General features: G+C 70.7%; 17 protein-coding genes. 7 read left to right on the top strand and 10 right to left on the bottom strand.

The features are described 5' to 3' along the window. Nucleotides 1–8: 8 nt before the first annotated feature. Nucleotides 9–791 carry an ABC transporter ATP-binding protein gene (locus ACIOHP_RS32290; RefSeq protein ID WP_401893135.1) on the bottom strand — a complete coding sequence of 261 codons (783 nt, stop codon included), beginning with the start codon at nt 789–791 and terminating at the stop codon, nt 9–11. Nucleotides 792–871: 80 nt separating this feature from the next. Here ACIOHP_RS32290 and ACIOHP_RS32285 point away from each other — a divergent pair, with 80 nt between their 5' ends. The 4 genes from ACIOHP_RS32285 (at nt 872) to ACIOHP_RS32270 (ending at nt 5,756) form a co-directional block, all read left to right on the top strand. Beyond that, nucleotides 872–1,513: a TetR/AcrR family transcriptional regulator gene (locus ACIOHP_RS32285; protein ID WP_361479354.1), complete on the top strand. Its 642-nt coding sequence runs from the start codon at nt 872–874 to the stop codon at nt 1,511–1,513. 136 nt (nt 1,514–1,649) lie between these two features. Beyond that, nucleotides 1,650–2,498, top strand: a complete 849-nt coding sequence (locus tag ACIOHP_RS32280; protein WP_266887979.1) for a 3-hydroxyacyl-CoA dehydrogenase family protein — start codon at nt 1,650–1,652, stop codon at nt 2,496–2,498. 150 nt (nt 2,499–2,648) lie between these two features. Further along, nucleotides 2,649–2,972, top strand: coding sequence for an STAS domain-containing protein (locus ACIOHP_RS32275; RefSeq protein ID WP_067029557.1), 324 nt, complete (start codon nt 2,649–2,651; stop codon nt 2,970–2,972). A 255-nt stretch (nt 2,973–3,227) separates the two neighbouring features. Further along, entirely contained in the window at nt 3,228–5,756 is a 2,529-nt protein-coding gene (locus ACIOHP_RS32270) for an ATP-binding protein (RefSeq protein WP_401893131.1), read from the top strand. 103 nt (nt 5,757–5,859) lie between these two features. On the opposite strand, the gene nucS is transcribed toward ACIOHP_RS32270, so the two are convergent. Continuing rightward, nucleotides 5,860–6,543 carry an endonuclease NucS gene (gene nucS / locus ACIOHP_RS32265; protein ID WP_307025783.1) on the bottom strand — a complete coding sequence of 228 codons (684 nt, stop codon included), beginning with the start codon at nt 6,541–6,543 and terminating at the stop codon, nt 5,860–5,862. A gap of 249 nt (nt 6,544–6,792) precedes the next feature. Here nucS and ACIOHP_RS32260 point away from each other — a divergent pair, with 249 nt between their 5' ends. Continuing rightward, nucleotides 6,793–7,185: an SCO5389 family protein gene (locus tag ACIOHP_RS32260; protein WP_046262495.1), complete on the top strand. Its 393-nt coding sequence runs from the start codon at nt 6,793–6,795 to the stop codon at nt 7,183–7,185. A gap of 84 nt (nt 7,186–7,269) precedes the next feature. Here ACIOHP_RS32260 and ACIOHP_RS32255 read toward each other — a convergent pair whose 3' ends face one another. Beyond that, nucleotides 7,270–8,298, bottom strand: coding sequence for an LLM class flavin-dependent oxidoreductase (locus ACIOHP_RS32255; protein WP_361542100.1), 1,029 nt, complete (start codon nt 8,296–8,298; stop codon nt 7,270–7,272). Between the two features lie 222 nt (nt 8,299–8,520). On the opposite strand from ACIOHP_RS32255, the gene ACIOHP_RS32250 reads away from it, so the two are divergent. Next, nucleotides 8,521–8,844 carry an ATP/GTP-binding protein gene (locus ACIOHP_RS32250; RefSeq protein WP_361479339.1) on the top strand — a complete coding sequence of 108 codons (324 nt, stop codon included), beginning with the start codon at nt 8,521–8,523 and terminating at the stop codon, nt 8,842–8,844. On the opposite strand, the gene ACIOHP_RS32245 is transcribed toward ACIOHP_RS32250, so the two are convergent. The 7 genes from ACIOHP_RS32245 to mce form a co-directional block, all read right to left on the bottom strand. Further along, nucleotides 8,841–9,719, bottom strand: coding sequence for an ABC transporter permease (locus tag ACIOHP_RS32245; protein WP_361542097.1), 879 nt, complete (start codon nt 9,717–9,719; stop codon nt 8,841–8,843). The two genes, ACIOHP_RS32250 and ACIOHP_RS32245, sit on opposite strands and share 4 nt — an antisense overlap. Further along, on the bottom strand, nt 9,716–11,083 hold the full coding sequence (locus ACIOHP_RS32240) for an ABC transporter ATP-binding protein (RefSeq protein ID WP_401893125.1): 1,368 nt from the start codon (nt 11,081–11,083) through the stop codon (nt 9,716–9,718). Before ACIOHP_RS32240 ends, ACIOHP_RS32245 begins: the two co-directional genes overlap by 4 nt. A gap of 111 nt (nt 11,084–11,194) precedes the next feature. Beyond that, on the bottom strand, nt 11,195–11,965 hold the full coding sequence (locus tag ACIOHP_RS32235; RefSeq protein WP_361479330.1) for an ABC transporter permease: 771 nt from the start codon (nt 11,963–11,965) through the stop codon (nt 11,195–11,197). A 2-nt stretch (nt 11,966–11,967) separates the two neighbouring features. After that, a complete protein-coding gene (locus ACIOHP_RS32230) occupies nt 11,968–12,927 on the bottom strand; it encodes an ABC transporter ATP-binding protein (RefSeq protein ID WP_401893121.1) in 960 nt (319 codons plus the stop codon). A gap of 436 nt (nt 12,928–13,363) precedes the next feature. Beyond that, nucleotides 13,364–14,302, bottom strand: coding sequence for a cellulose-binding protein (locus tag ACIOHP_RS32225; protein ID WP_046263072.1), 939 nt, complete (start codon nt 14,300–14,302; stop codon nt 13,364–13,366). Nucleotides 14,303–14,511: 209 nt separating this feature from the next. Beyond that, a complete protein-coding gene (gene scy, locus ACIOHP_RS32220) occupies nt 14,512–18,393 on the bottom strand; it encodes a polarized growth protein Scy (protein ID WP_401893118.1) in 3,882 nt (1,293 codons plus the stop codon). A 209-nt stretch (nt 18,394–18,602) separates the two neighbouring features. Beyond that, the gene (gene mce / locus ACIOHP_RS32215; protein ID WP_388642411.1) at nt 18,603–19,043 is read right to left on the bottom strand and encodes a methylmalonyl-CoA epimerase; all 441 of its coding nucleotides are present in this window, start codon (nt 19,041–19,043) and stop codon (nt 18,603–18,605) included. Nucleotides 19,044–19,191: 148 nt separating this feature from the next. Between mce and ACIOHP_RS32210 the strand changes: the two genes are divergently transcribed. Continuing rightward, on the top strand, nt 19,192–20,394 hold the full coding sequence (locus tag ACIOHP_RS32210; protein ID WP_361479315.1) for an acetyl-CoA C-acetyltransferase: 1,203 nt from the start codon (nt 19,192–19,194) through the stop codon (nt 20,392–20,394). Nucleotides 20,395–20,424: the final 30 nt, after the last annotated feature.

The raw sequence follows: 20,424 nt of genomic DNA, 5'->3' as shown, positions 1-20,424 counted from the left end.
GGGGATTCCTATACGGCTACGGGGGCGGCGTCGGCCGGTGTGGCGGTGCGGCCGGTGATGGCGAGGAAGGTGTCCTGGAGCGAGGCGTCGATCGAGCCGCCGTACTCCAGCTTGAGCGCGGTCGGTGTGCCCTCCGCGACGACCACGCCCTTGTCGACGACGACCAGGCGGTCGGCGAGGGCGTCGGCCTCGTCCAGGTAGTGGGTGGTCAGGAACACCGTCGTGCCGTGCTCGTCGCGCAGCCGGCGGACCAGGTCCCACAGGTCGGCCCGGCTGCCGGGGTCGAGGCCGGTGGTGGGTTCGTCGAGGAAGAGCACCTTCGGGCGGTGGGTGAGGGCCATCGCGATGTCCAGGCGCCGGCGCTGACCGCCCGACAGCGCCCCGCACTTGCGGTCGAGCAGCCCGGTCAGGTCCAGATCCCGGGCCAGCTCCTCGGCCCGCTCGGCTGCCCGGGTCTTCGTCAGGCGGTAGAGGCGGCCCTGGGTGACCAGTTCCTCCCGCACGGTGATCTGCGGGTCGACCCCTCCCGACTGGGCCACATAGCCGCAGGCCCTCCGCACCCCGGCGGGGTCGGTGGCGAGGTCGTGGCCGGCGACGGTGGCGGCGCCGCCGGTGGGTGTCAACAGGGTCGTGAGCATCCGCAGGGTGGTGGTCTTCCCGGCGCCGTTCGGGCCGAGGAAGCCGAGGATCTCGCCCTCGCGGACCCTCAGGTCGATGCCGCGCACGGCCTCCACCGGGCCGAGTTTCGTCTGGAAGGTACGGGCCAGGCCCGCCGTACTGATGACGGTCATGACCACAGAAAAACAGAGTCTCTTAAATTTTGCAATGACCCCAAAGTTTCATGGAGTCCAACGAAGCTAGGATGTGGACCATGGCTGAAGGGCTCAGGGAGCGGAAGAAGCGCGAGACGAGACAGCGGATCTCGGACATCGCCACCGGACTGTTCCTGGAGCACGGGTTCGTGACCGTGACCATCGCGGAGGTGGCGGAGGCCGCCGATGTCTCCGTGAACACCGTCTACAACTACTTCCCGGCGAAGGAGGACCTCTTCTTCGACCGCTCCTCCGGCGTAGTCGAACAGCTCTCGCGCTGGGTGCGCGCCCGGGACGTGGGGGAGTCGGCCGCGCGGGCCGTGCTGCGCGAGCTGCGCGCGGAGGCGGAGGCGGTCTCGCCCCGGATCGGCCTCATGACGGGCTACGACCGTTTCATGCGCTGCATCCACGAGGCGCCGCCGCTCCGCTCCCGGCTGTGGAGTCTCCAGCAGGAGATCCACGACCACCTCGAGGCGACCCTCCGGGAGGCGACCGGTGCCGACGGTGCGGACCCGCTGCCGGGGCTGATCGCCGGTCAGATCTGCTGGGTCCACTCGGAGGTGTTCGTCCACATCGGGCGTGAGATGGTCGCAGGGCGCAATCCGGACGAAGTGTCACGAGAGGTGCTGACGCTTCTCGACGACATCGAGGAGCTGTTGAGCGAGAACGTGCTCAACTACGCCGTACGTGACCACGGATGAGCCGTGCCGGTGTGATGTCCGTCAGATGAGACGTGACGCGCATTACTAACCGGCCACACAGCACCTCACGCCCGCTAAGGTCCGCCGAAGAGGCAGATGTCAACAGCGTGTAAGGCGTTCAAAGGGGAGTCGCACAGTGGCACGGAAGCTTGCCGTCATCGGCGCCGGCTTGATGGGTTCCGGGATCGCCCAGGTCTCCGCTCAGGCGGGCTGGGACGTCGTCCTGCGAGACGTCACCGACGAGGCACTCAAGCGTGGCACCGACGGCATCAAGGCCTCGTACGACAAGTTCGTGAGCAAGGGCAAGCTGGAGGCGCACGACGCCGACGCCGCCCTCGGCCGGATCACCGCCACCACCGACCTGGACGCCGTCGCCGACGCCGACATCGTCGTCGAGGCCGTCTTCGAGAAGCTCGAGGTCAAGCACGAGATCTTCCGTGCCCTCGACAAGATCGTGCGCGAAGACGCCGTCCTCGCCTCCAACACCTCCGCCATCCCGATCACCAAGATCGCGGCGGCCACCGAGCGCCCCGAGCGGGTCGTCGGCGTGCACTTCTTCTCGCCGGTGCCGATGATGCAGCTCGTCGAGCTCGTCCGCGGATACAAGACGAGCGACGAAACCCTCGCCACCGCCCGGGAGTTCGCCGAGTCCGTCGGCAAGACCTGCATCGTCGTCAACCGGGACGTCGCCGGCTTCGTGACCACCCGGCTCATCTCCGCCCTCGTCGTCGAGGCGACCAAGCTCTACGAGTCGGGCGTCGCCACCGCCGAGGACATCGACCTCGCCTGCAAGCTGGGCTTCGGCCACGCCATGGGCCCGCTCGCCACCGCCGACCTCACCGGCGTCGACATCCTGCTGCACGCCACGAGCAACATCTACACCGAGACCCAGGACGAGAAGTTCGCCCCGCCGGAGCTGATGCGCCGGATGGTTGACGCCGGTGACATCGGTCGCAAGAGCGGGCAGGGCTTCTACAAGCACTGAAACCGCACAGGCCCCTGACGTATCACTCCCGGGGGTGAATTCGGTATCGGTTCGCTTACAGACGGCAACCTCTGACCGTCCAACTCAGTCAGACGTTGCATCACTGGACATCACATTCGCGGAGCACGAGACGCACCACGGGGAGCGCATATGTTCATCAGGGGCGACCACGCCGAGCTGGTCGTCGGGGGCCGCCTCGACGTCCGCAGCGCGGCGGACGCCCGTACGGTCCTGCACACGGCCGTCGACGACGGAGTCGGCGATCTGGTGCTGGATCTGTCCGAGCTCGACTCCTGGGACGCCACCGGACTCGGGGTGATCATGGGGGCCCACCGCAGGGCCGGCCGCTGCGGCCGACGCCTGGTGCTGCGCGACGTACCGCCGCAGATGCAGCGCCTGCTGGTGGCCACCCGGCTGCACCGGATCCTGGCGATCGAGGGCGGCATCGGGGTGGAGTCACTGCCCCGGGTGTGACCCCTTGTGTGAACGCGGTGTGAGGGCCGGGTGCTGCGACTGTGAAACGCGCGTCGCGCACAATCCTCACGAGACTGTGACGTCTCGGACGGCGCGGTACCCCGGGCTGTCGTAGATACTGTGCGAAGGTTTAGGGTTCGGTCGCCCGCTGAGTGAACATCCCTGAATGAGCGGGCCCGGACCAGAAGCGACAGCGCGGTGTGCAGCAAGGCCGGGAGGGGCTCGGCACACGACGCTTTTGGGGGGCTTGAACCTATGGACCCGAACAACCGGGGACCCGAGGAGTACGGCCATGACGGTGACGGCGATTCGCCGCGCCAGCGCCCGCCCAGGGACCCCCTCACACCTGGCTTCGGCCAGAACACACCAGCCCTGGCCCGCACGGTGCAGCTGGTGTCCGGCGACTACCTGCTCACCGTCAACCCCGTCGACGGCAGCGAGATAGAAGTCTGCCCGCCCGGCGAGCGGCCCTCGGGGCCGCGGAAGCTCAGCGCCACCGAACGGGCCGAGCTGGACCGCGCGGCCAAACCGCCCGTCCCGTCCGGCCTCAACCGGCCCACACTGCACCTCCTGGCCCGCCAGGACGAGCGTGAACGACTGGTACGTCTGCTCGCCCGCGGCCGTTCCGTACGCCTCACCGGCCCCGCCGGCTCCGGTCGCACCAGCCTGCTCGACCTTCTCGCCGAGGACTGCTCGGACCTCGCCCCCGACGGCGTGGTCCGGCTGACCGGCTTCCACCGCACGGCCGACGACCTGCTGTACGACCTCTTCTACGCCGTCTTCGACGCCCCCCTGCACCGGCCCGCACGGGACGAGCTGCTCGGGTACGTCCGGGAGATCGGCGCGGTCGTCATCCTGGACGACGTCGAGTTCGGCGGGACCGCGCTCGACGAGCTCCTGGACGCCACCCCCGAGTGCGCCTTCCTGGTCGCCACGACACCGGACGTGCCCGCGCCGTCCGCCGACTCGGCCGTCGAGGAGGTCTTCCTCAGCGGCCTGGACCGGGCCGGCGGCGTCGAACTCCTGGAGCGCGGTGTCGGCCGGGTCCTCACCGAGGAGGAGGCCAACTGGGCCGGCGACCTCTGGTTCGAGTCCGAGGGTCTGCCGCTGCGCTTCGTCCAGGCCGGCGCCCTGCTCCGGCAGCGCGACGAACTGCGGGCCAGCGCGGAGGCCTTCGACGAGTTCGGCGTCTTCCAGGAAACCCAGGTCGACGCACCCTTCGAGGCCGGCGACGGACACGACGTACCGCTGCCCTCGCTCGCCGAGGGCGCCGCCCCTGCGGCCCTGCTCGCCACCCGGCTCAGCGACTCGGCACGCGCCGCACTGCGGTTCGCCGTGGCGCTCGGCGGCGAGGTGCCGCACCAGGCACATCTGCCCGCCCTCGTCGGCGACACCCACGCGGACGCCGCCCTCGGCGAACTGCTGGGCTGCGCGCTGGTCTCCCCGGTCGGCTCCCGCTACCGGCTCGCCGCCGGGGTGCAGGCCCAGCTGGAGGCCGCCGGCTACGGCACCGACGCCGAGGCCAAGGCCCTCGCCGCCGCCCGGCACTACGCGTGGTGGGCCGGGCATCCGTCGGTCACTCCCGAGCGGGTGTGCGCCGAGGCGGACGCCGTGCTCGCCGCGCTCGGCATCCTCGTGCCGGCCGCCGTCCCGCCCTCCGAGGACGAGGAGTCCGTCACCGTCCAGCTGGCCCGCACGGCGGCGCCCGCGTTCGCCGCGGGGCTGCACTGGAGCGCCTGGGAGCGGACCCTGCAGTGGGGGGCCGAGGCTGCCCGGGTCGCCGGTGACGGGGGCGAACGGGCCTACTTCCACCACGAGTTGGGTGTCCTCGCGCTCTGCGCCGACCAGCTCGACCGGGCCCGCTCCGAACTGGAGGCCTCCATCGGGCTGCGCGGCACACTCGCCGACAAGCGCGGCACGGTCGCCGGCCGCCGGGCTCTGGCCCTGGTCTCCGACCGCTCCGGCGCCCCGCTCGGTATCGGGGCGACGGCCGGTGAAGAGATACCCGACGCCCGGTCCGAGGAGTCGCAGTCGCCTCCCGGTGGCGTCCCCGCGGCCTTCCCGCCGCTCCAGTCGCCGTTCGACAACTCGACCCTGGTCACCAACCGGGTCCCGGCGGCCCCCGTTCCCAACCGCAAGGCCCGGGGCGGTCTGAAGGGTCTGGCCCGCCGCAACCTGGTCGCGGCCGGCGCGGGCGCGCTGCTCGCGGCGGTGCTCGGCACGGTGGTCACGCTCGGCGCCACCTCCAACCCCGACAACGACAACCCGTCCACCAAGGTCGGCCCCAACCCGTCGGCCAGCCAGGGCCTGGACGACGGCAGCCTGGGCGCCGACGTGCCGAAGAACGGCGACGAGGGCGACACCGGCGAGGCCACCAGCCGGCCGACCGACCCGGGCCCCGACGGCACCTACGGCACGTCCGACGACCCGACGCCGACGGACACCGCGGAGCCTTCGGACGACCCGAGCGGGACGAAGGGGACAGGCGGGACGTCGAGCTCGCCGAGCAAGACGCCGACGACGAAGCCGCCGTCCTCGACCTCGAAGCCGCCGACCTCCAAGCCGCCGACGGAGTCTCCGGATCCGACGCCGACCGAGACATCCGAGCCGCCGTCGCCCACGACGAGCCCCACGCCGGACCCCTCGGACGAGCCGTCCACCTCCGACTCCGCCAGTGGCCCCGCCGCCTCCAGCGCACCGGCGAGCACCTCCGCCGGCGTCCCGGAGAGCAGTGACGCGGGTTCGCCCAGCAGCACGGGCTCGGCGTCGAACGCGGTGATCTGACGCCGGTACGGCAACGCAAGAGGGCCGGATCCTGGAAACAGGACCCGGCCCTCTCAGCCGTAGAAGAATCGTCGTAGAAGAACCGGCGTAGAAGAAGAACCCGTCAGAACAGGCGCAGCTTGTCGTCCTCGATGCCGCGCAGGGCGTTGTAGTCGAGGACCGTGCAGCCGATGCCGCGGTCCGTGGCCAGGACGCGGGCCTGGGGCTTGATCTCCTGGGCCGCGAAGACGCCGCGGACCGGGGCGAGATGCGGGTCGCGGTTCAACAGCTCCAGATAGCGGGTGAGTTGCTCCACGCCGTCGATCTCGCCGCGCCGCTTGATCTCGACCGCGACGGTCTGGCCCTCGGCGTCCCGGCACAGGATGTCGACCGGGCCGATGGCCGTCATGTACTCGCGGCGGATCAACGTATAGCCGTCGCCGAGGGTTTCGATGCGGTCGGCGAGCAGCTCCTGAAGGTGTGCTTCCACGCCGTCCTTGATCAGGCCGGGATCCACACCGAGTTCGTGCGAGGAGTCGTGGAGGATCTCCTCCATCGTGATGATCAGCTTCTCGCCGCCCTTGTTGACGACGGTCCAGACGCCCACGGCGCCCTCGGGAAAGTCCCCCGACTCCTCCTTCAACGTGCAGGGCGGCGACATCCAGTTCAGGGGCTTGTAGGCCCGGTCGTCCGCGTGGATCGACACGCTGCCGTCCGCCTTCACCAGGATGAGACGGGGGGCGGACGGGAGGTGGGCGGTGAGCCGGCCCGCGTAGTCCACGGAGCACCGGGCAATGACGAGACGCATGGTCGGCAACGCTACTCGACGGGCCCGGGTCCACGCGATTCGCCCCAGAAACGCGATGTTCGTTTGTGGCCGATTGTGTCCCCAACCAGGGCTCTCTATGTACGCGTTCGCCTGGTGCCGTCACCGTCCGTTGCTTACCGTAGTAACCGGGAGGTCGCGAGATGTGCACTCAGCGTGTTCGGATTCGCGAACTCCCTTACCTGTCCGGCAACCCCTGAATTCCTGTTCAGGGGTGCGAGAGGAGAACCCATGTCGCTCGACGTCTCACCGGCCCTACTCGAGAAGGCCGAGCGAGGCGAGGTCGACGAAGCGGAATTCGTCGACTGCGTCCGGACCTCCCTGCCCTACGCATGGGAGATGGTCAGCTCCCTGGTGGCCCAGCTGAAGGTCGACGGCGGTCAGTTCGCCGACAACCAGACGCCTCCGCCGGACGAGCAAGCACGCGGTCAGCTGCTGCGTGCGCTCGCGAGTGACGCGATACGCGGCGCGCTGCAACGGCACTTCGGGGTGCGACTGGCCTTCCAGAACTGCCACCGTGTGGCGGTGTTCCCGCTGGACGGCTCGGTGGACGAGACGCTGGCCCGTTTCACCTCGGTCCGTAGTCAGCTGCTCAATCAGTCACCGGAGTTCCGGGACTGCTGACAGCGAACTGCCTGCTTGCCGCTCCGTATGCGGGAGGTGCATCAAGTACCGGGGCGGCAAGCACGGCGGGTGCGATACGCACGGTCAGCCGAGGTGGGGGAGCACCTCGGCGCCGAGCCGCCGGACGTTCTCCTCCGTCGCCGCCAGATCCCCCGAACCCTCCGTGAGCAGGGCGAAGCGGGTGATACCGGTCCGCTCGCTGGTCGCCGCGAGCCGGTCGGCGCAGAGCCGCGGAGTGCCCACCGGGTGCAGCCCGCAGAGCAGTTCGGTGTACGCCACCGGGTCGCGCATCGAGCGATGCCGGCCATCGACCGTCACATGGGCCTCCAGACCCTGCCGCAGCCAGCCCGGCATCGCCTTCACCAGGGTCTCCACCGCGTCCGTGCGCCGGTCCGCGATCTGGCAGACCCCGGCCGAGACATGGGCCGCGCCCCGCACCTCCCGCGGCGAACGGCCCGCCGCGCGCGCGTGCGTGCGCCACAGGGAGACCATCTCGGCCTTCTCCTCGTCCCCCACATGCATCCCGAGCAGCATCGGCAGTCCGCGCTCGGCGGCCAGCCGCACACTCGCCGGGGAGGTGCACGCGACGACGACCTCGGGTCCCGGCTCCCCCGACAGGGACTCCGACGGCCGCGGGACGACGGGCACTTCACGGAAGGTGAAGCGCTCCCCGGAGGCACCCACCGACGGTTCGCGCAGCCAGCGCACCAGCAGATCGAGTGATTCCGGGAACCCCGTCTCGTACGCCTCCAGGCCCGAGCCGAACACCTCCAGGTCGACCCACGGCCCGCCGCGCCCCACGCCCAGCGAGAACCGTCCGCCGGACGCGATGTGCAGCAGCGCGGCCTGCTCGCCGAGCGCGACGGGGTGGACGGTGGGCAGCACGCTGACCGCGGTGCCGACCCTGAGGCGACTGGTGCGGCCCAGCAGTAACGCCGCCAGGGTGATCGCCGACGGACAGGTGCCGTACGGCACGAAGTGATGCTCGGCCAGCCAGACGGAGTCCAGCCCGGCCTCCTCGGCCACCTCGGCCGAGCGGACCGCGCGGTGCAGCGCCTCCCCCTGGCCCTGCCCCGGGAACTGGGCAGCCAACACGAAACTTCCCACGTGCATTGCTTTTCCTGCTTCCTTGGCCCCGACGCGGAGCTCCCCCACCCGGCATAACCGTCTGACACGTGCCGAGGACACGGCCTGGCGAAGAGATACTCGGATTGTCTGCAGAATGAACCTGTATGACGGGGCACTTGTGGGGGTTGGTCCCCTACGCCTACCCAGGCTCGCGCCGCGTAGGCTGGACACGGCCCATGCTTCCTGTATAGCCCCGTGAGGTGTCCTGTGTCCCCGCGTCGCAACCGACCCAAAGGAGCCGACCCCTCAGGCGGGGACGACCGCTCGGGACGTTACGGCGGATTCCAGTCCACCGAGAGCTGGCAGGGCGAGGAGTGGAACATCCGCCATGTGCCGGGGGCGAGCGCCCAGGGCAAGTCCTACCGCTGCCCGGGCTGCGACCAGTTGATCCCCGACGGCGTCCCGCACGTGGTGGCCTGGCCGGACCACTCGGGCGTCGACGAGCGCCGGCACTGGCACAAGGCGTGCTGGAACGCGAAGGACCGCCGCACCTCGCGGGTGCAGCGGTCCCGTAACGCGCCGAGGTTCTAGACGTCCCGCTGGTTGAGGAGGGCGTAGGCACCGGCGAACGCGGCGGCCGTCACCCCCGCGATGATCCACAGCGGGTCCCAGCCCGAGGGGCCGGTCTCGGTCAGCGAGTTGGAGTAGAAGACGCTCAGCTGGTTCGGGATGGAGTACTCGAACAGGGCCGTGCGCAGGTCCTCCAGCGAGGACGAGAACATGAACAGGGCGATGACCAGCGGTGCCAGCACCAGGCCGATCATGATGGTGATGGCGCCCGCCGAGTGCCGGATGATCGAGCCGACGACCAGCGAGAGCAGGCCGAGCAGCGCGATGTAGAGCGAGATGCCGAGGGTGCCCTTGAGCCACTCGCTGCCGGAGGGGTCCTTGACACCGGTGCCGTCGAGGAGGGCCACGTCGGCGAGGGCGACCAGCAGGACCGACGCGAACGTGACGACGAAGGCGACCAGGAAGAAGACGACGGCCTTCGCGGTCAGCACCCGGCCACGGCTCGGGCACGCGGTCATCGTCGTGCGGATCATGCCGGTGCCGTACTCGGAGGCCGTGGTCAGCACGCCGAGCGTGATCACGCACATCGTGCCGAGCAGCAGTCCGAAGAAGCCGAACGACAGCGGGTTCTCACCCGACAGATCACCCTCGGTCGCGCTGCTCGACACCACGGCGGCGGCGAGCAGGCCGATGCCGACGACCAGCAGCACGAAGACGCCCAGCGTCCACATCGTCGAGCGCACCGAGCGGATCTTCGTCCACTCCGAGGCGATCGCGTGCCCGAGGTGCGTGCGCACGACCGGGATCGGCGAGGTGTACGCGGCGTACGAGGGAGCGGGCGCCGCCTGCCAGTCGGGTGCGGCGGCCTGCGGCATCGGGGGCTGGGGCGTACTCATCGGGCGTCCTCGGACTTCGTCAGGTCGGCGGCGGGCGCGGGGGTCGGCTGCGGGGCCGGAGGGGCGGCCGCCGGAGGGGCGGCGACGGGCTGCTGGGGCGCGGGGGCCGGGGCGGCCGCGGGCGGCGCGGGGGCCGTGGCGGGCGCGCTCGGGGTGGCGGGCTGCTGGTCCGCGGGCGGGGTTGCCGGGCCGGAGGGCTGCGCCGGGGCCTGGGCGGCCTGGGGAGGCGTCTGGGCGTACGGATTGGGCTGACCCGCGCCGGGGGCGCCGTACGGGCCCGCCGGGGGCTGCCCGGTGCCGTACGCGCCGGCGGGGGCGCCCGCGAGCGGCTGGCCGCCCTGCTGCGGCGGCGGAGGCGCGTACCAGCCCGGCTGGCCCTGGCCCGGGACCGGCATCGGGGGCTGGGCTCCCGGCGGGAGCTGCTGCTGGAGGCCCGCCTTCTGGTCGATCGTCGAGCGGTAGTCGACGGCGCCCTGGGTCATCCGCATGTACGCCTCTTCCAGCGAGGCCTGGTGCGGGGAGAGCTCCCAGAGGCGTACGTCCGTGTCGTGGGCGATGTCGCTGATGCGGGGGAGCGGCAGACCCGTGATGCGCAGCGCGCCGTCCTGCTCCGGCAGCACGTGCCCGCCCGCCTCGGTCAGCGCGGACGTCAGCTTCTCGCGCAGCTGCGGATCGGTGTCGGGGGTGCGTACGCGCGCGAAGCCCGCGGAGTTCGCGGCGATGAAGTCCTGCACGCTCATGTCGGCCAGCAGCTGTCCGCGCCCGATGACGATCAGGTGGTCGGCGGTCAGCGCCATCTCGCTCATGAGGTGCGAGGAGACGAAGACCGTACGGCCCTCCGCCGCCAGGGACTTCATCAGGTTGCGCACCCAGAGGATGCCCTCCGGGTCGAGCCCGTTGACCGGCTCGTCGAACAGCAGCACCTGGGGGTCGCCCAGCAGCGCGGCGGCGATGCCGAGCCGCTGGCCCATGCCGAGGGAGAAGCCCTTGGAGCGCTTCCTGGCCACGTCCTGGAGCCCGACCACGCCGAGCACCTCGTCCACCCGGCGGGCCGGGATACCGGACAGCTGGGCGAGGCAGAGCAGATGGTTGCGGGCGTGCCGGCCGCCGTGCACGGCCTTGGCGTCGAGCAGCGCGCCCACCTGGCGGGGGGCGTTGGGCAGCTTGCGGTACGGGTATCCGCCGATCGTCACCTGCCCCGACGTGGGGTTGTCCAGACCGAGGATCATCCTCATCGTCGTCGACTTGCCCGAGCCGTTGGGGCCCAGGAAGCCGGTGACGGCACCGGGCCGCACCTGGAAGGAAAGGTTGTACACAGCGGTCTTGTCGCCATATTGCTTGGTCAGGCCGACTGCCTCGATCATGCTCCGCACCCATCGAAAGGTTCAGGACAGCAGGGCACACGCCCCCGTAAGGGTTAGGAGCTTATCGGGGCGCTGACGGTTCCACTCAAGAGCGAGCAAAGCTCCGGGGCGTCATGCATCCCGCTTCTTCAGCAGGACGTACCCTCCCGCGACCGCCGCGACCACCCACAGCACCATGATCCCCAGCCCGCCCCAGGGACCGTACGGAGTGTCGTCGTCGATCGGGGTGACCACCTGCATGATCTTGCTGCCGGCCTGGTCGGGCAGGTACTGGCCGATCTTCTTGGTCGCCGAGACGTTGCCGAGAATGTTGGAGATCAGGAAGAAGAACGGCATCAGGATGCCCAGCGACAGCATCGGCGAGCGCAGCATCGTGGCCACGCCCATCGAGAACACCGCGATGAGGGTCATGTAGAGCCCGCCGCCGATGACCGCGCGCAGCACTCCCGGGTCGCCGATCTCGGCCCGGCGCGAGCCGAGCATCGCCTGCCCGAGGAAGAAGGTGACGAAGCTGGTGACGAGGCCGACGACGAGGCAGAGGCCGGCCGCCACCGCGATCTTGCTGAACAGGAAGGTGCCCCGCTGCGGTACGGCGGCCAGCGAGGTGCGGATCATGCCGGTGCTGTACTCGTTCGACACCACGAGCACCCCGAACACGATCATCGCGAGCTGACCGAGGCCCATCCCGGCGAAGCTGATGAAGGTGGGGTCGAAGGAGAGCTGGTCGTTGCGGCTCATGTTGTCGAACTCGTTCTTCGACAGGGCCGAGATCAGCATGCCGAGGGCGAGGGTGACGACCACGGCGAGGGAGAGCGTCCACACGGTGGAGGCCACCGACCGGATCTTGGTCCACTCGGACCGTACGACCTGGATCGCCGCCATGGTCAGTTCCCCTTCCAGTCGTCGCCCCACTGCTCGGCCGGCGCCGCGACGGGTGCGTCGGAGTGCGCGTGGTACTCGACCGACTCCGCGGTCAGCTGCATGAACGCCTCCTCCAGGGAGGCCTGCTGAGGGCTCAGCTCGTGCAGCACGAGCTGGTGCTGCGCGGCCAGCTCCCCGATGTGCTCGGACTTGCCGCCGTCGACCTCCAGCGTCCCGTTGCCGGACTCCACGGCCGTGATCCCGGCCTCGTGCAGCACGTCGAGCAGCCGCTCGCGCTGGGGAGAGCGGATCCGGACGTACGACCGCGAGTTCTGCTCGATGAACTCGGCCATGGAGGTGTCGGCGAGCAACCGCCCCTGCCCGATGACGACAAGGTGGTCGGCGGTCAGCGCCATCTCGCTCATGAGGTGAGAGGAGACGAAGACCGTCCGCCCCTGTGCCGCGAGCGATTTCATCAGGTTGCGGATCCAGTGGATGCCCTCGGGGTCGAGCCCGTTCACCGGCTCGTCGAACATCAGGATCCGCGGATCGCCCAGGAGCGCGCCCGCGATGCCGAGCCGCTGTCCCATGCCGAGGGAGAACCCCTTGGCCTTCTTCCTCGCCACCGCGGTGAGGCCGACGGTGTCGAGGACCTCGGCGACCCGCCCGCGGGGGATGCCGTTGCTCTGGGCGAGGCAGAGGAGGTGGTTGAAGGCGCTGCGCCCGCCGTGCATGGCCTTGGCGTCCAGCAGGGCGCCGATGTACTTCAGAGGCTCTCTGAGGTGGTCGTAGTGCTGCCCGTCGATCCGGACGTCTCCGGCCGTGGGGCGGTCGAGGCCGAGCATCATCCGCATCGTCGTGGACTTGCCGGCGCCGTTGGGACCGAGGAAGCCCGTGACGATGCCCGGTCTGACGGTGAAGGTCAGGTTGTTGACCGCCACCTTCTCGCCGTACCGCTTGGTCAGGCCCTCGAGCTCGATCATGCGGCCACGCTAAGACGGGCGTTCGGGGGCTGCCACTTGAGCGGGCGGGGAGAGTGCGACGAGCGCGGCGAGCACCGTGAGGACCGTCGACCAGAGGCGATCCGGACGGTGGTGCTGCCGTGCGGGACGCGGTGTGGGCTCAGGCCCTGGTAGGCGCCGACGTTCACGGCGAGGTCGGCGGCGCTCATCCCGAAGTCCCGGACACGCCGTACGGGCTGCTCGCCGAGGCCCGGGACATGGACCCGTCCTGCTTCGGCATCATGCGGGGCGCGCTGCGCACGCTCGTCGAGCGGGCCGCCGAGCGCGGCGAGATTCCCACGGCGGTGCGGACGAGACGTTTACGGAGATCGTCGACGACGTCTTCCTGCCCCTGGCGGGCACGCCAGAGGCCCGCACCTCCGGGGGAGACGGTGCGGGCCTCTGAACGCGCTACTGCTTACCGGGACTGCTGAGCCGGGACCCCACGGGAGATCGGCTCGTCGTCCGTGGCCGGCGAACCGGCCGCGGCCACCGCGGCGCCCGTGAGCGTGGCGAGCATCTCGCGCACGTTCGTCAGCTGGGCGTTGATGCTGTCGCGGCGGTTGGTGAGGGCGGCCAGCTCGCGCTCGGATTCCGAACGGATCCGGTCGGCCTTGGCGTTCGCGTCGGCCACGATGTCCTCGGCCTGGCGCTGCGCCGTCTCGACGGTCTGACGGGCACGGCGCTCGGCGTCCGTGCGCAGCTTCTCGGCCTCGAGACGCAGCTGCTCCGCGCGGTGCTCGATCTCCGCGAGGCGCTTCTCGGCCTTCTGCTGGCGGGACGCCAGGTCGCGCTCGGACTGCTCGCGACGCTTGGCGAGGTTCGTCTCGAAGTCCGCGGCGGCCTGGGCGGCCTTGGCGCGGGTCTCCTCGAAGAGGGCGTCCGCCTCCTCGCGCTTCTGCTGCGCGTCCTTCTGTGCCTCCTGGCGCAGCTGAGAGGAGTCGCTCTTGGCCTTCTCGACGATCCGGACGCCTTCGTCCTCGGCCTTGGCCTTGCGCTCCGCGGCGAAGGACTCCGCGTCGTTGCGGACCTGCTGGGCCGCCGACTCGGCGAGTTCGCGGTGCTGCTCCGCCGCGCGACGGGCCTCCTCGCGCAGATCCTTGGCCTCCTCCTCGGCGAGGCGGAGGATCTTCTCGACACGCGCGCCGAGACCGGCGTACGAGGGCTCGGCGTCGGTGACCTGAGCCTGCGCGTTCTGCGTTTCGAGGTGGAGCTCCTCGATGCGCTTTTCCAGAGCGGTGATGCGGGAGAGAGCGCTGTCACGGTCGGAGACGAGCTTGGAGATCCGTTCGTCCACCTGAGCGCGGTCGTACCCACGCCGCACAAGCTCGAAGCCGTAGGGGGAAGTGTCGCTCATGGGGTTCCTGTCAAATGAGACCGGTGAGGTGATAGGGGGAATCCTAGGGGCCGAAGCGGTGTGTCATCGAGCGGATACGTGTTTGATCTGGAGAATGACACCCCTTTTGAGTGGCTAACCCCGGGACGGCTTGCCAAAAACTTGGTCAAAGGCCCCAGACGGCACCGGAATTCGACCTGCCGGTCAGCCTTCGGTCAGCTGTCCGACGCCTAACTGTCGGACGGCTTGCCACCCGATCGAGGGGCTCCGACCGTGACGCCGGCCTTGACGCCACCGTCCTTGCCCGCCGAAGGGGCCTCGAAGGACTCCAACGCTTCCAGGACGTCCTGGACACGGGAGATCTCGGCGTTGATGTCCTCGCGGCGACGCACCAGGATCTCCAGCTCGCGCTTGCCTTCCTCCACCGTGCGCCGGGCCTCGCGGATCGCCTCCGCCTTGAGCTCCTCGGCCTCCCGCACGAGCGCCGACTTCTTCTGCTCGGCCTCCTTCAGGAGCCCCTCGGCCTTCTTCACGGCGGCGATACGGACCTTGCCCGCCTCGGAGTTGGCCTCCGAGACCAGCTCCTTGGCCTTCGCCTGCGCCTTCGCCAGCTGCTCCTCGGACGCCTTGATGAGCGCGTCGCAGCGGTCGCCGGTCGACCTCATCGTCTCGGAGGCCTCGCGGCGGGCCCGCTCGTGCAGGTCCTCGATCTCGGCCGTGATGCGGTCGCGCAGCTCCTCGGCACGCTCCCTTATGGCGGTGGCGTCCCGGCGGGCACCGACGAGCAGCTCGTCCGCGTCCGTACGGGCCTTCTCCACCAGGGAGTTGCCCTCGACGGTCGCCTCCGAGACCAGCCGGTCGGCCTCCGAGCGGGCCGCGCCCACCATGGAGTCGGCCTGCCCCTCCGCGTCCGCGGTGGTCTTGTGAGCCTGCTGCTGCGCCTCGGTGAGGAGCTTGTCCGCCTCGGCCGTGGTCTCCGTGATGAGCGTGTCGACCTGCTCGGCCACGTCCTGGCGCCGCTTGTTCGCGTCCTTGCGGGCCTCGTCGAGGGTCCGCTCGGCCTCCTCGCGCGCGGCCGTCGTGACCCGGTCGGCCTCGGCCAGCGCGTCGGCCTTGAAACGCTCGGAGTCGGCGCGGACCCGATCGGCGTGCTGCTGAGCGGAGCCGACCGTGTCGGCGGCCTCGGCGCGCAGCCGCTCCGCGTCCCCGGTGGCGTCCGCGATCAGCTTCTCGGCCTTGGCGACCGCCTCGGACCGTACGCGCTCGGCCTCGTTGACCGTGTCCGTGCGCAGCCGGTCGGTGTCGGCGAGCGTCTCCGTGGTGAGCCGCTCGGCCTCGTTGCGCGCCTCGGTGATGAGGGCGTCGGCCTGCGAGGCCGCGTCCGAGCGGATGCGGTTGGCGTCCTCACGGGCGTCCGCCCGGGTACGGGCGGCGGCCTGGTCGGCCTCGGCGATCGCGTTCGAGGCGTCCGTGCGCACCCGCTGGGCGTGCTCGGCGGCGTCCGACCTGAGCCGCTCCGCCTCCGAGATCGCCTCCCCGACGGTGCGCTCGGCGAGCGCCTTGGCGGCCTCCGACTCCTCGTTCGCCTCGCGCCGGATACGGCCCGCGTCCTCGCTGGCCCGCTCCCGCTCGGCGTAGGCGTCGCCGCGGACCCGGTCCGCCTCCTCCTCGGCCTCGCGCCGGGTGCGGTCCGCCGCGTGCTCGGCGGCGCTGCGCAGCCCGGTGATCTCCTCCTGAGCCTGCTCGTGCAGCCCGGCCACGGAGTCCCGTACCTGCTGGGCGTGCTGTTCGGCCGCCGACACCATCTCGGTGGCGCGCCGGTCGGCCTCCTCGACCAGCCGTACCGCCTCGGCCTGCGCCTCCTCCACACGGTTGCGGGCGGAGGCCAGCAGCTCCTCGCTCTGCTCGCGGGCCCGCTCGCGCTCCTGGTCGGCCTCCTGGCGCGCCGAGCCGAGGGTCTCCTCGGCCTCGCGGCGGCGCCGGACGGCCTCCTCCTGGGCGGCGGCCAGCGTCTCGGACGCCTCCGTCGCGAGCCGCTCGGCGGCGGCCTGCGCCTCCGCACGGACCCGGTCGGCGGTGTCCTGGGCCTCCGCCTTCAGCTGCTCGGCCTCGGCCGCGGCCGCCGAACGCAGCCGTACGGCGATGGCCTCGCCCTCCGCGCGGGACGCGGACGCGTCGGAGGCGGCCTCGTTGCGCAGCCGTTCGGCCTCCGCCTCGGCCTGCTGCTGCAGGGTGCGGATCCGCTCGGCGGACTCGGAGCGCAGCCGCTCGCTCTCCTCGACGGCCTCGCGACGGATCCGCGCGGCCTCGGCACGAGCGTCGGTCAGCGCCTGCTCGGCGGCGGCGAGACGCTCCTCGGTGTCGGTGCGCAGCCGGGTCAGTTCCTCGGCGGCCTCGGCCTGGCGGGCCGCTATGGCCTGCTCGGTCTCCTCGTGCAGTTCCCGCGCGGCCCGCTCGGCGTCCGCCTTGATGCCCTCGGACTGCTCGACGACCTCCGCGCGGTGCCGCTCGGCCTCCTGGCGGGTGCGCTCCAGGGTCTCCTCGGCCTGCCGGCGCAGCGTGGTGGCGCGCTCGATGGCCTCGGTGCGGACCTTCTCGCTGTCCGTCGTGGCCGTCTGACGCAGCTCGTCCGCGTCCTGCTTGGCCTTCGCCAGCAGTTCCTCGGCGGTCTTGGCCGCCTCCTCGATCTGCTGGACGGCCTCCTTGCGGGCCTCCGCGCGGATCTTCTCGCCCTCGGCGACCGCGTCGGCGCGCAGCTGCTCGGCCTCGCCGCGCAGCCGACGGGCCTCCTCCTGGAGCTCGACCGTCTTGGCCCGGTACTCCTTGGTGTCGTCCTTCGCCGAGCCCTTGAGCTGCTCGGCGATGTCATGCGCCTCGGCGCGCAGCCGGTCCGCCTCGGCCTCGGCCTCGGAACGGATCCGCTCGGCCTCCTCGGCGGCGGCCTTGGTGGTCCTACGGGCGTCCTCGGACGCCTTGTTGAGGACGTCCTCGGCGGTCTTGGCCGCCTTGCCCAGCTGGGACGCGGTCTCCTCGGCGGTGATCGTGCGGGCCTTCTCGGAGGCCTGGGCGACGATCTTCTCGGCCTCCGCGCGGGCGTCCGCGACGACCTGCTCGGCGTCCGCCTTGGTGGCCTCGGCCTCCTTGGTGGCCTCGGTGACCAGCCGGGCGACCTGCTCCTTGGCCGTGCGCGTGCGCTGTTCGTTGGCCGACTCGGCGCTGGAGAGCGCCTTCTCGGCGCTCGTCTTGGCCTCGGTGAGGAGCTTCTCGGCCTCGCTCTGCGCCTTGCGCAGCGCCTCCTCGGCCTCCGTCATCCGCTGCTCGGCCGCGCGGCTCAGCTCGGTCGCCTCGCGGCGGGCGCTGTCCGACTCGCTCGCCGTGGAGTTGCGCAGCTGCTCGGCGTGGTCGGTGGCCTCCTGGGCCTGCGTCGACGCGGCGTTCAGCAGTCGCTCGGCGTCGGTGCGGGCGCGCCGCAGCAGTTGTTCGGCCTCCGTGCGGGCCGTCTCGGCCTCGCTCTGGAGTCGCTGGCGGGCCTCGGCGGCGACCCGCTCGGCCTCCGCGCGGGCGGCGGCCATGGCCTGCTCGGCCTCCGCGCGGGACTCCTCCAGGAGCCGGCGGGCCTGCTGCTCGGTACGGGCGCGCAGCTGCTCGGCCCACGCCACGTTCTCGTTGACGTGCGACTCGACGGTCTGGCGGCGCTCGGAGAGCTCCTGGTCCAGCTGCTGGCGGCGGGTGACCGCCTCCTGGTGCAGCTCCGCCTGGAGCCGCGCCGCGTTCTCGGCGTGCTCCTGGAGGATGCGCTGCGTCTGCGCCCGCGCCTGGCTCAGCTCGCGCTCGGCGTCCTGGCGCAGCTGATCGGCCTGGATCTGGGCGTTGCGGAGCAACTGTTCGGCTTGATAGCCGATGTCGCCGCCGTCGTAGGACGGTCGGGACATGAGGGTGCGCCGCGCCTCGTGCAACTTGGCGCGCAGCACCTCGACCTGGTAGCCGAGGTCCTCGGCGTGCTGGATCGCCTTTTCCCGCTCGGTCTTCAGCCGGTCCATCTCGGCCTCGAACCGAGAGAGGTGGTCGACGTCAGCCGCCGGCACTCGCTCCTGGCTTTCGTAGCCCCGCACTGCGCGGTCCCATCCGTCCCCTGGTCGCGTGTCTGCCCAAACGAGCTCCGTCCATCCGCCGAACGGGGCCCCCGGGGAATGGTGTCAGATCAACGGCGGAGCAAGGGCTGCCGCCCCGACGCTTGTCCCCCGAAACCCGGACCCCGGCCCGCGGTCGCCCCCCAAGAGCGGCGACCGCCCCCAACCCTACCGGCCCATATGTACGGGGGTCAGTGCTCAGGTGACTCAACAGGCGCCGAAGTGACCAGTTCTGTCAGTACTCCATGGCAATCCTTGGGGTGCAGGAAGGTGATCCGTGACCCCATGGAGCCGCGTCGAGGCTCCTCGTACAGGACGCGTACGCCCTTGTCGCGGATGTCCGCGGACTCGGCGTCCACATCCGCCGTACCGAAAGCGATGTGGTGCACGCCCTCACCGTTCTTGGCGAGCCACTTCGCGACGGTGGAGTCCTCGCGGGTCGGCTCGAGGAGCTGCAGGTAGGAGGCCCCGCCGTCCGACGTGTCGTTGATCTTGAGCATGGCCTCGCGCACGCCCTGCTCCTCGTTGACCTCGGAGTGGTACACCTCGAAGCCGTAGGTGGCCCGGTAGAACTCGACAGTCTTGTCCAGGTCGAAACAGGCGATCCCGATGTGGTCGATTCGCGTCAGCATGGAACTCAGTGCAGCGCTCCCGAGGTGGTTACGCAACGTGCGCGCGATCACACCGACGGCCCGGTGACGGCACGGAGTGCCACTCAGTACATTCGAAGTAAACCCTCGTTCACTCCTCAGCTGTGCAGCTGAAAGGGGATCGCACCTCATGTCTGGTTCGAACAGCACGACGTCCGTCATCGTGGCGGGTGCCCGCACCCCGATGGGACGGTTGCTCGGCTCGCTCAAGTCCTTCTCCGGAGCCGACCTCGGCGGCTTCGCGATCAAGGCCGCCCTCGACCGTGCGGGGATCGGCGGCGACCAGGTGCAGTACGTGATCATGGGCCAGGTGCTCCAGGCCGGGGCCGGCCAGATCCCGGCGCGCCAGGCCGCGGTCAAGGCCGGCATCCCGATGGGCGTCCCGGCGCTCACCATCAACAAGGTCTGTCTGTCGGGCCTCGACGCGATCGCGCTGGCCGACCAGCTGATCCGCGCGGGCGAGTTCGACGTGATCGTCGCGGGCGGCCAGGAGTCCATGACCAACGCCCCCCACCTGCTCCCGAAGTCCCGCGAGGGCTTCAAGTACGGTGCCATCGAGATGCTCGACGCCATGGCCCACGACGGTCTGACCGACGCCTTCGAGAACATCGCCATGGGCGAGTCCACCGAGAAGCACAACGCGCGCCTGGGCATCCAGCGCCCCGAACAGGACGAGATCGCCGCCCTGTCCCACCAGCGGGCCGCGGCCGCGCAGAAGAACGGCATCTTCGAGGCCGAGATCACCCCGGTCGAGATCCCGCAGCGCAAGGGCGAGCCGGTCGTCTTCAGCAAGGACGAGGGCATCCGCGCCGAGACGACCGCGGAGTCCCTGGGCAAGCTGCGCCCGGCGTTCACCCGTGACGGCACCATCACGGCGGGCACGTCCTCGCAGATCTCCGACGGTGCCGCGGCCGTGGTCGTGATGAGCAAGACCAAGGCGCAGGAGCTCGGCCTGGAGTGGATCGCCGAGATCGGCGCCCACGGCAATGTGGCGGGACCGGACAACTCCCTCCAGTCCCAGCCGTCCAACGCCATCCTCCACGCCCTCAAGAAGGAGGGCCTGGACGTCTCCGACCTCGACCTGATCGAGATCAACGAGGCCTTCGCCGCCGTCGCGGTCCAGTCAATGAAGGACCTCGGCGTGTCCTCCGAAACGGTGAACGTCAACGGCGGCGCCATCGCCCTGGGCCACCCGATCGGCATGTCCGGCGCCCGTCTGGTGCTGCACCTGGCGCTGGAGCTGAAGCGGCGCGGCGGCGGTGTCGGCGCGGCCGCGCTGTGCGGCGGCGGCGGTCAGGGTGACGCGCTCATCGTGCGGGTACCCAAGGCCTGAGCTGTACTTCTCTAACGGATCGGAGCTGTG

Origin of the sequence: Streptomyces sp. NPDC087859 (assembly GCF_044742595.1) — a bacterium.
Classification (GTDB): domain Bacteria; phylum Actinomycetota; class Actinomycetes; order Streptomycetales; family Streptomycetaceae; genus Streptomyces; species Streptomyces canus_F.
Note: the sequence above shows the minus strand (reverse complement) of the source record. Positions and strands in the feature narration are given on the sequence as shown.

Bases quoted from the DNA above. Each gene is read 5' to 3' on its own strand.
- ACIOHP_RS32245 (WP_361542097.1), bottom strand. From the start codon at position 9,719: ATGAGTACGCCCCAGCCCCCGATGCCGCAGGCCGCCGCACCCGACTGG.
- ACIOHP_RS32210 (WP_361479315.1), top strand. From the start codon at position 19,192: ATGTCTGGTTCGAACAGCACGACGTCCGTCATCGTGGCGGGTGCCCGC.
- ACIOHP_RS32235 (WP_361479330.1), bottom strand. From the start codon at position 11,965: ATGGCGGCGATCCAGGTCGTACGGTCCGAGTGGACCAAGATCCGGTCG.
- ACIOHP_RS32270 (WP_401893131.1), top strand. From the start codon at position 3,228: ATGGACCCGAACAACCGGGGACCCGAGGAGTACGGCCATGACGGTGAC.
- ACIOHP_RS32275 (WP_067029557.1), top strand. From the start codon at position 2,649: ATGTTCATCAGGGGCGACCACGCCGAGCTGGTCGTCGGGGGCCGCCTC.
- ACIOHP_RS32240 (WP_401893125.1), bottom strand. From the start codon at position 11,083: ATGATCGAGGCAGTCGGCCTGACCAAGCAATATGGCGACAAGACCGCT.
- nucS (WP_307025783.1), bottom strand. From the start codon at position 6,543: ATGCGTCTCGTCATTGCCCGGTGCTCCGTGGACTACGCGGGCCGGCTC.
- ACIOHP_RS32260 (WP_046262495.1), top strand. From the start codon at position 6,793: ATGTCGCTCGACGTCTCACCGGCCCTACTCGAGAAGGCCGAGCGAGGC.
- mce (WP_388642411.1), bottom strand. From the start codon at position 19,043: ATGCTGACGCGAATCGACCACATCGGGATCGCCTGTTTCGACCTGGAC.
- ACIOHP_RS32225 (WP_046263072.1), bottom strand. From the start codon at position 14,302: ATGAGCGACACTTCCCCCTACGGCTTCGAGCTTGTGCGGCGTGGGTAC.
- ACIOHP_RS32230 (WP_401893121.1), bottom strand. From the start codon at position 12,927: ATGATCGAGCTCGAGGGCCTGACCAAGCGGTACGGCGAGAAGGTGGCG.
- ACIOHP_RS32285 (WP_361479354.1), top strand. From the start codon at position 872: ATGGCTGAAGGGCTCAGGGAGCGGAAGAAGCGCGAGACGAGACAGCGG.
- ACIOHP_RS32255 (WP_361542100.1), bottom strand. From the start codon at position 8,298: ATGCACGTGGGAAGTTTCGTGTTGGCTGCCCAGTTCCCGGGGCAGGGC.
- ACIOHP_RS32290 (WP_401893135.1), bottom strand. From the start codon at position 791: ATGACCGTCATCAGTACGGCGGGCCTGGCCCGTACCTTCCAGACGAAA.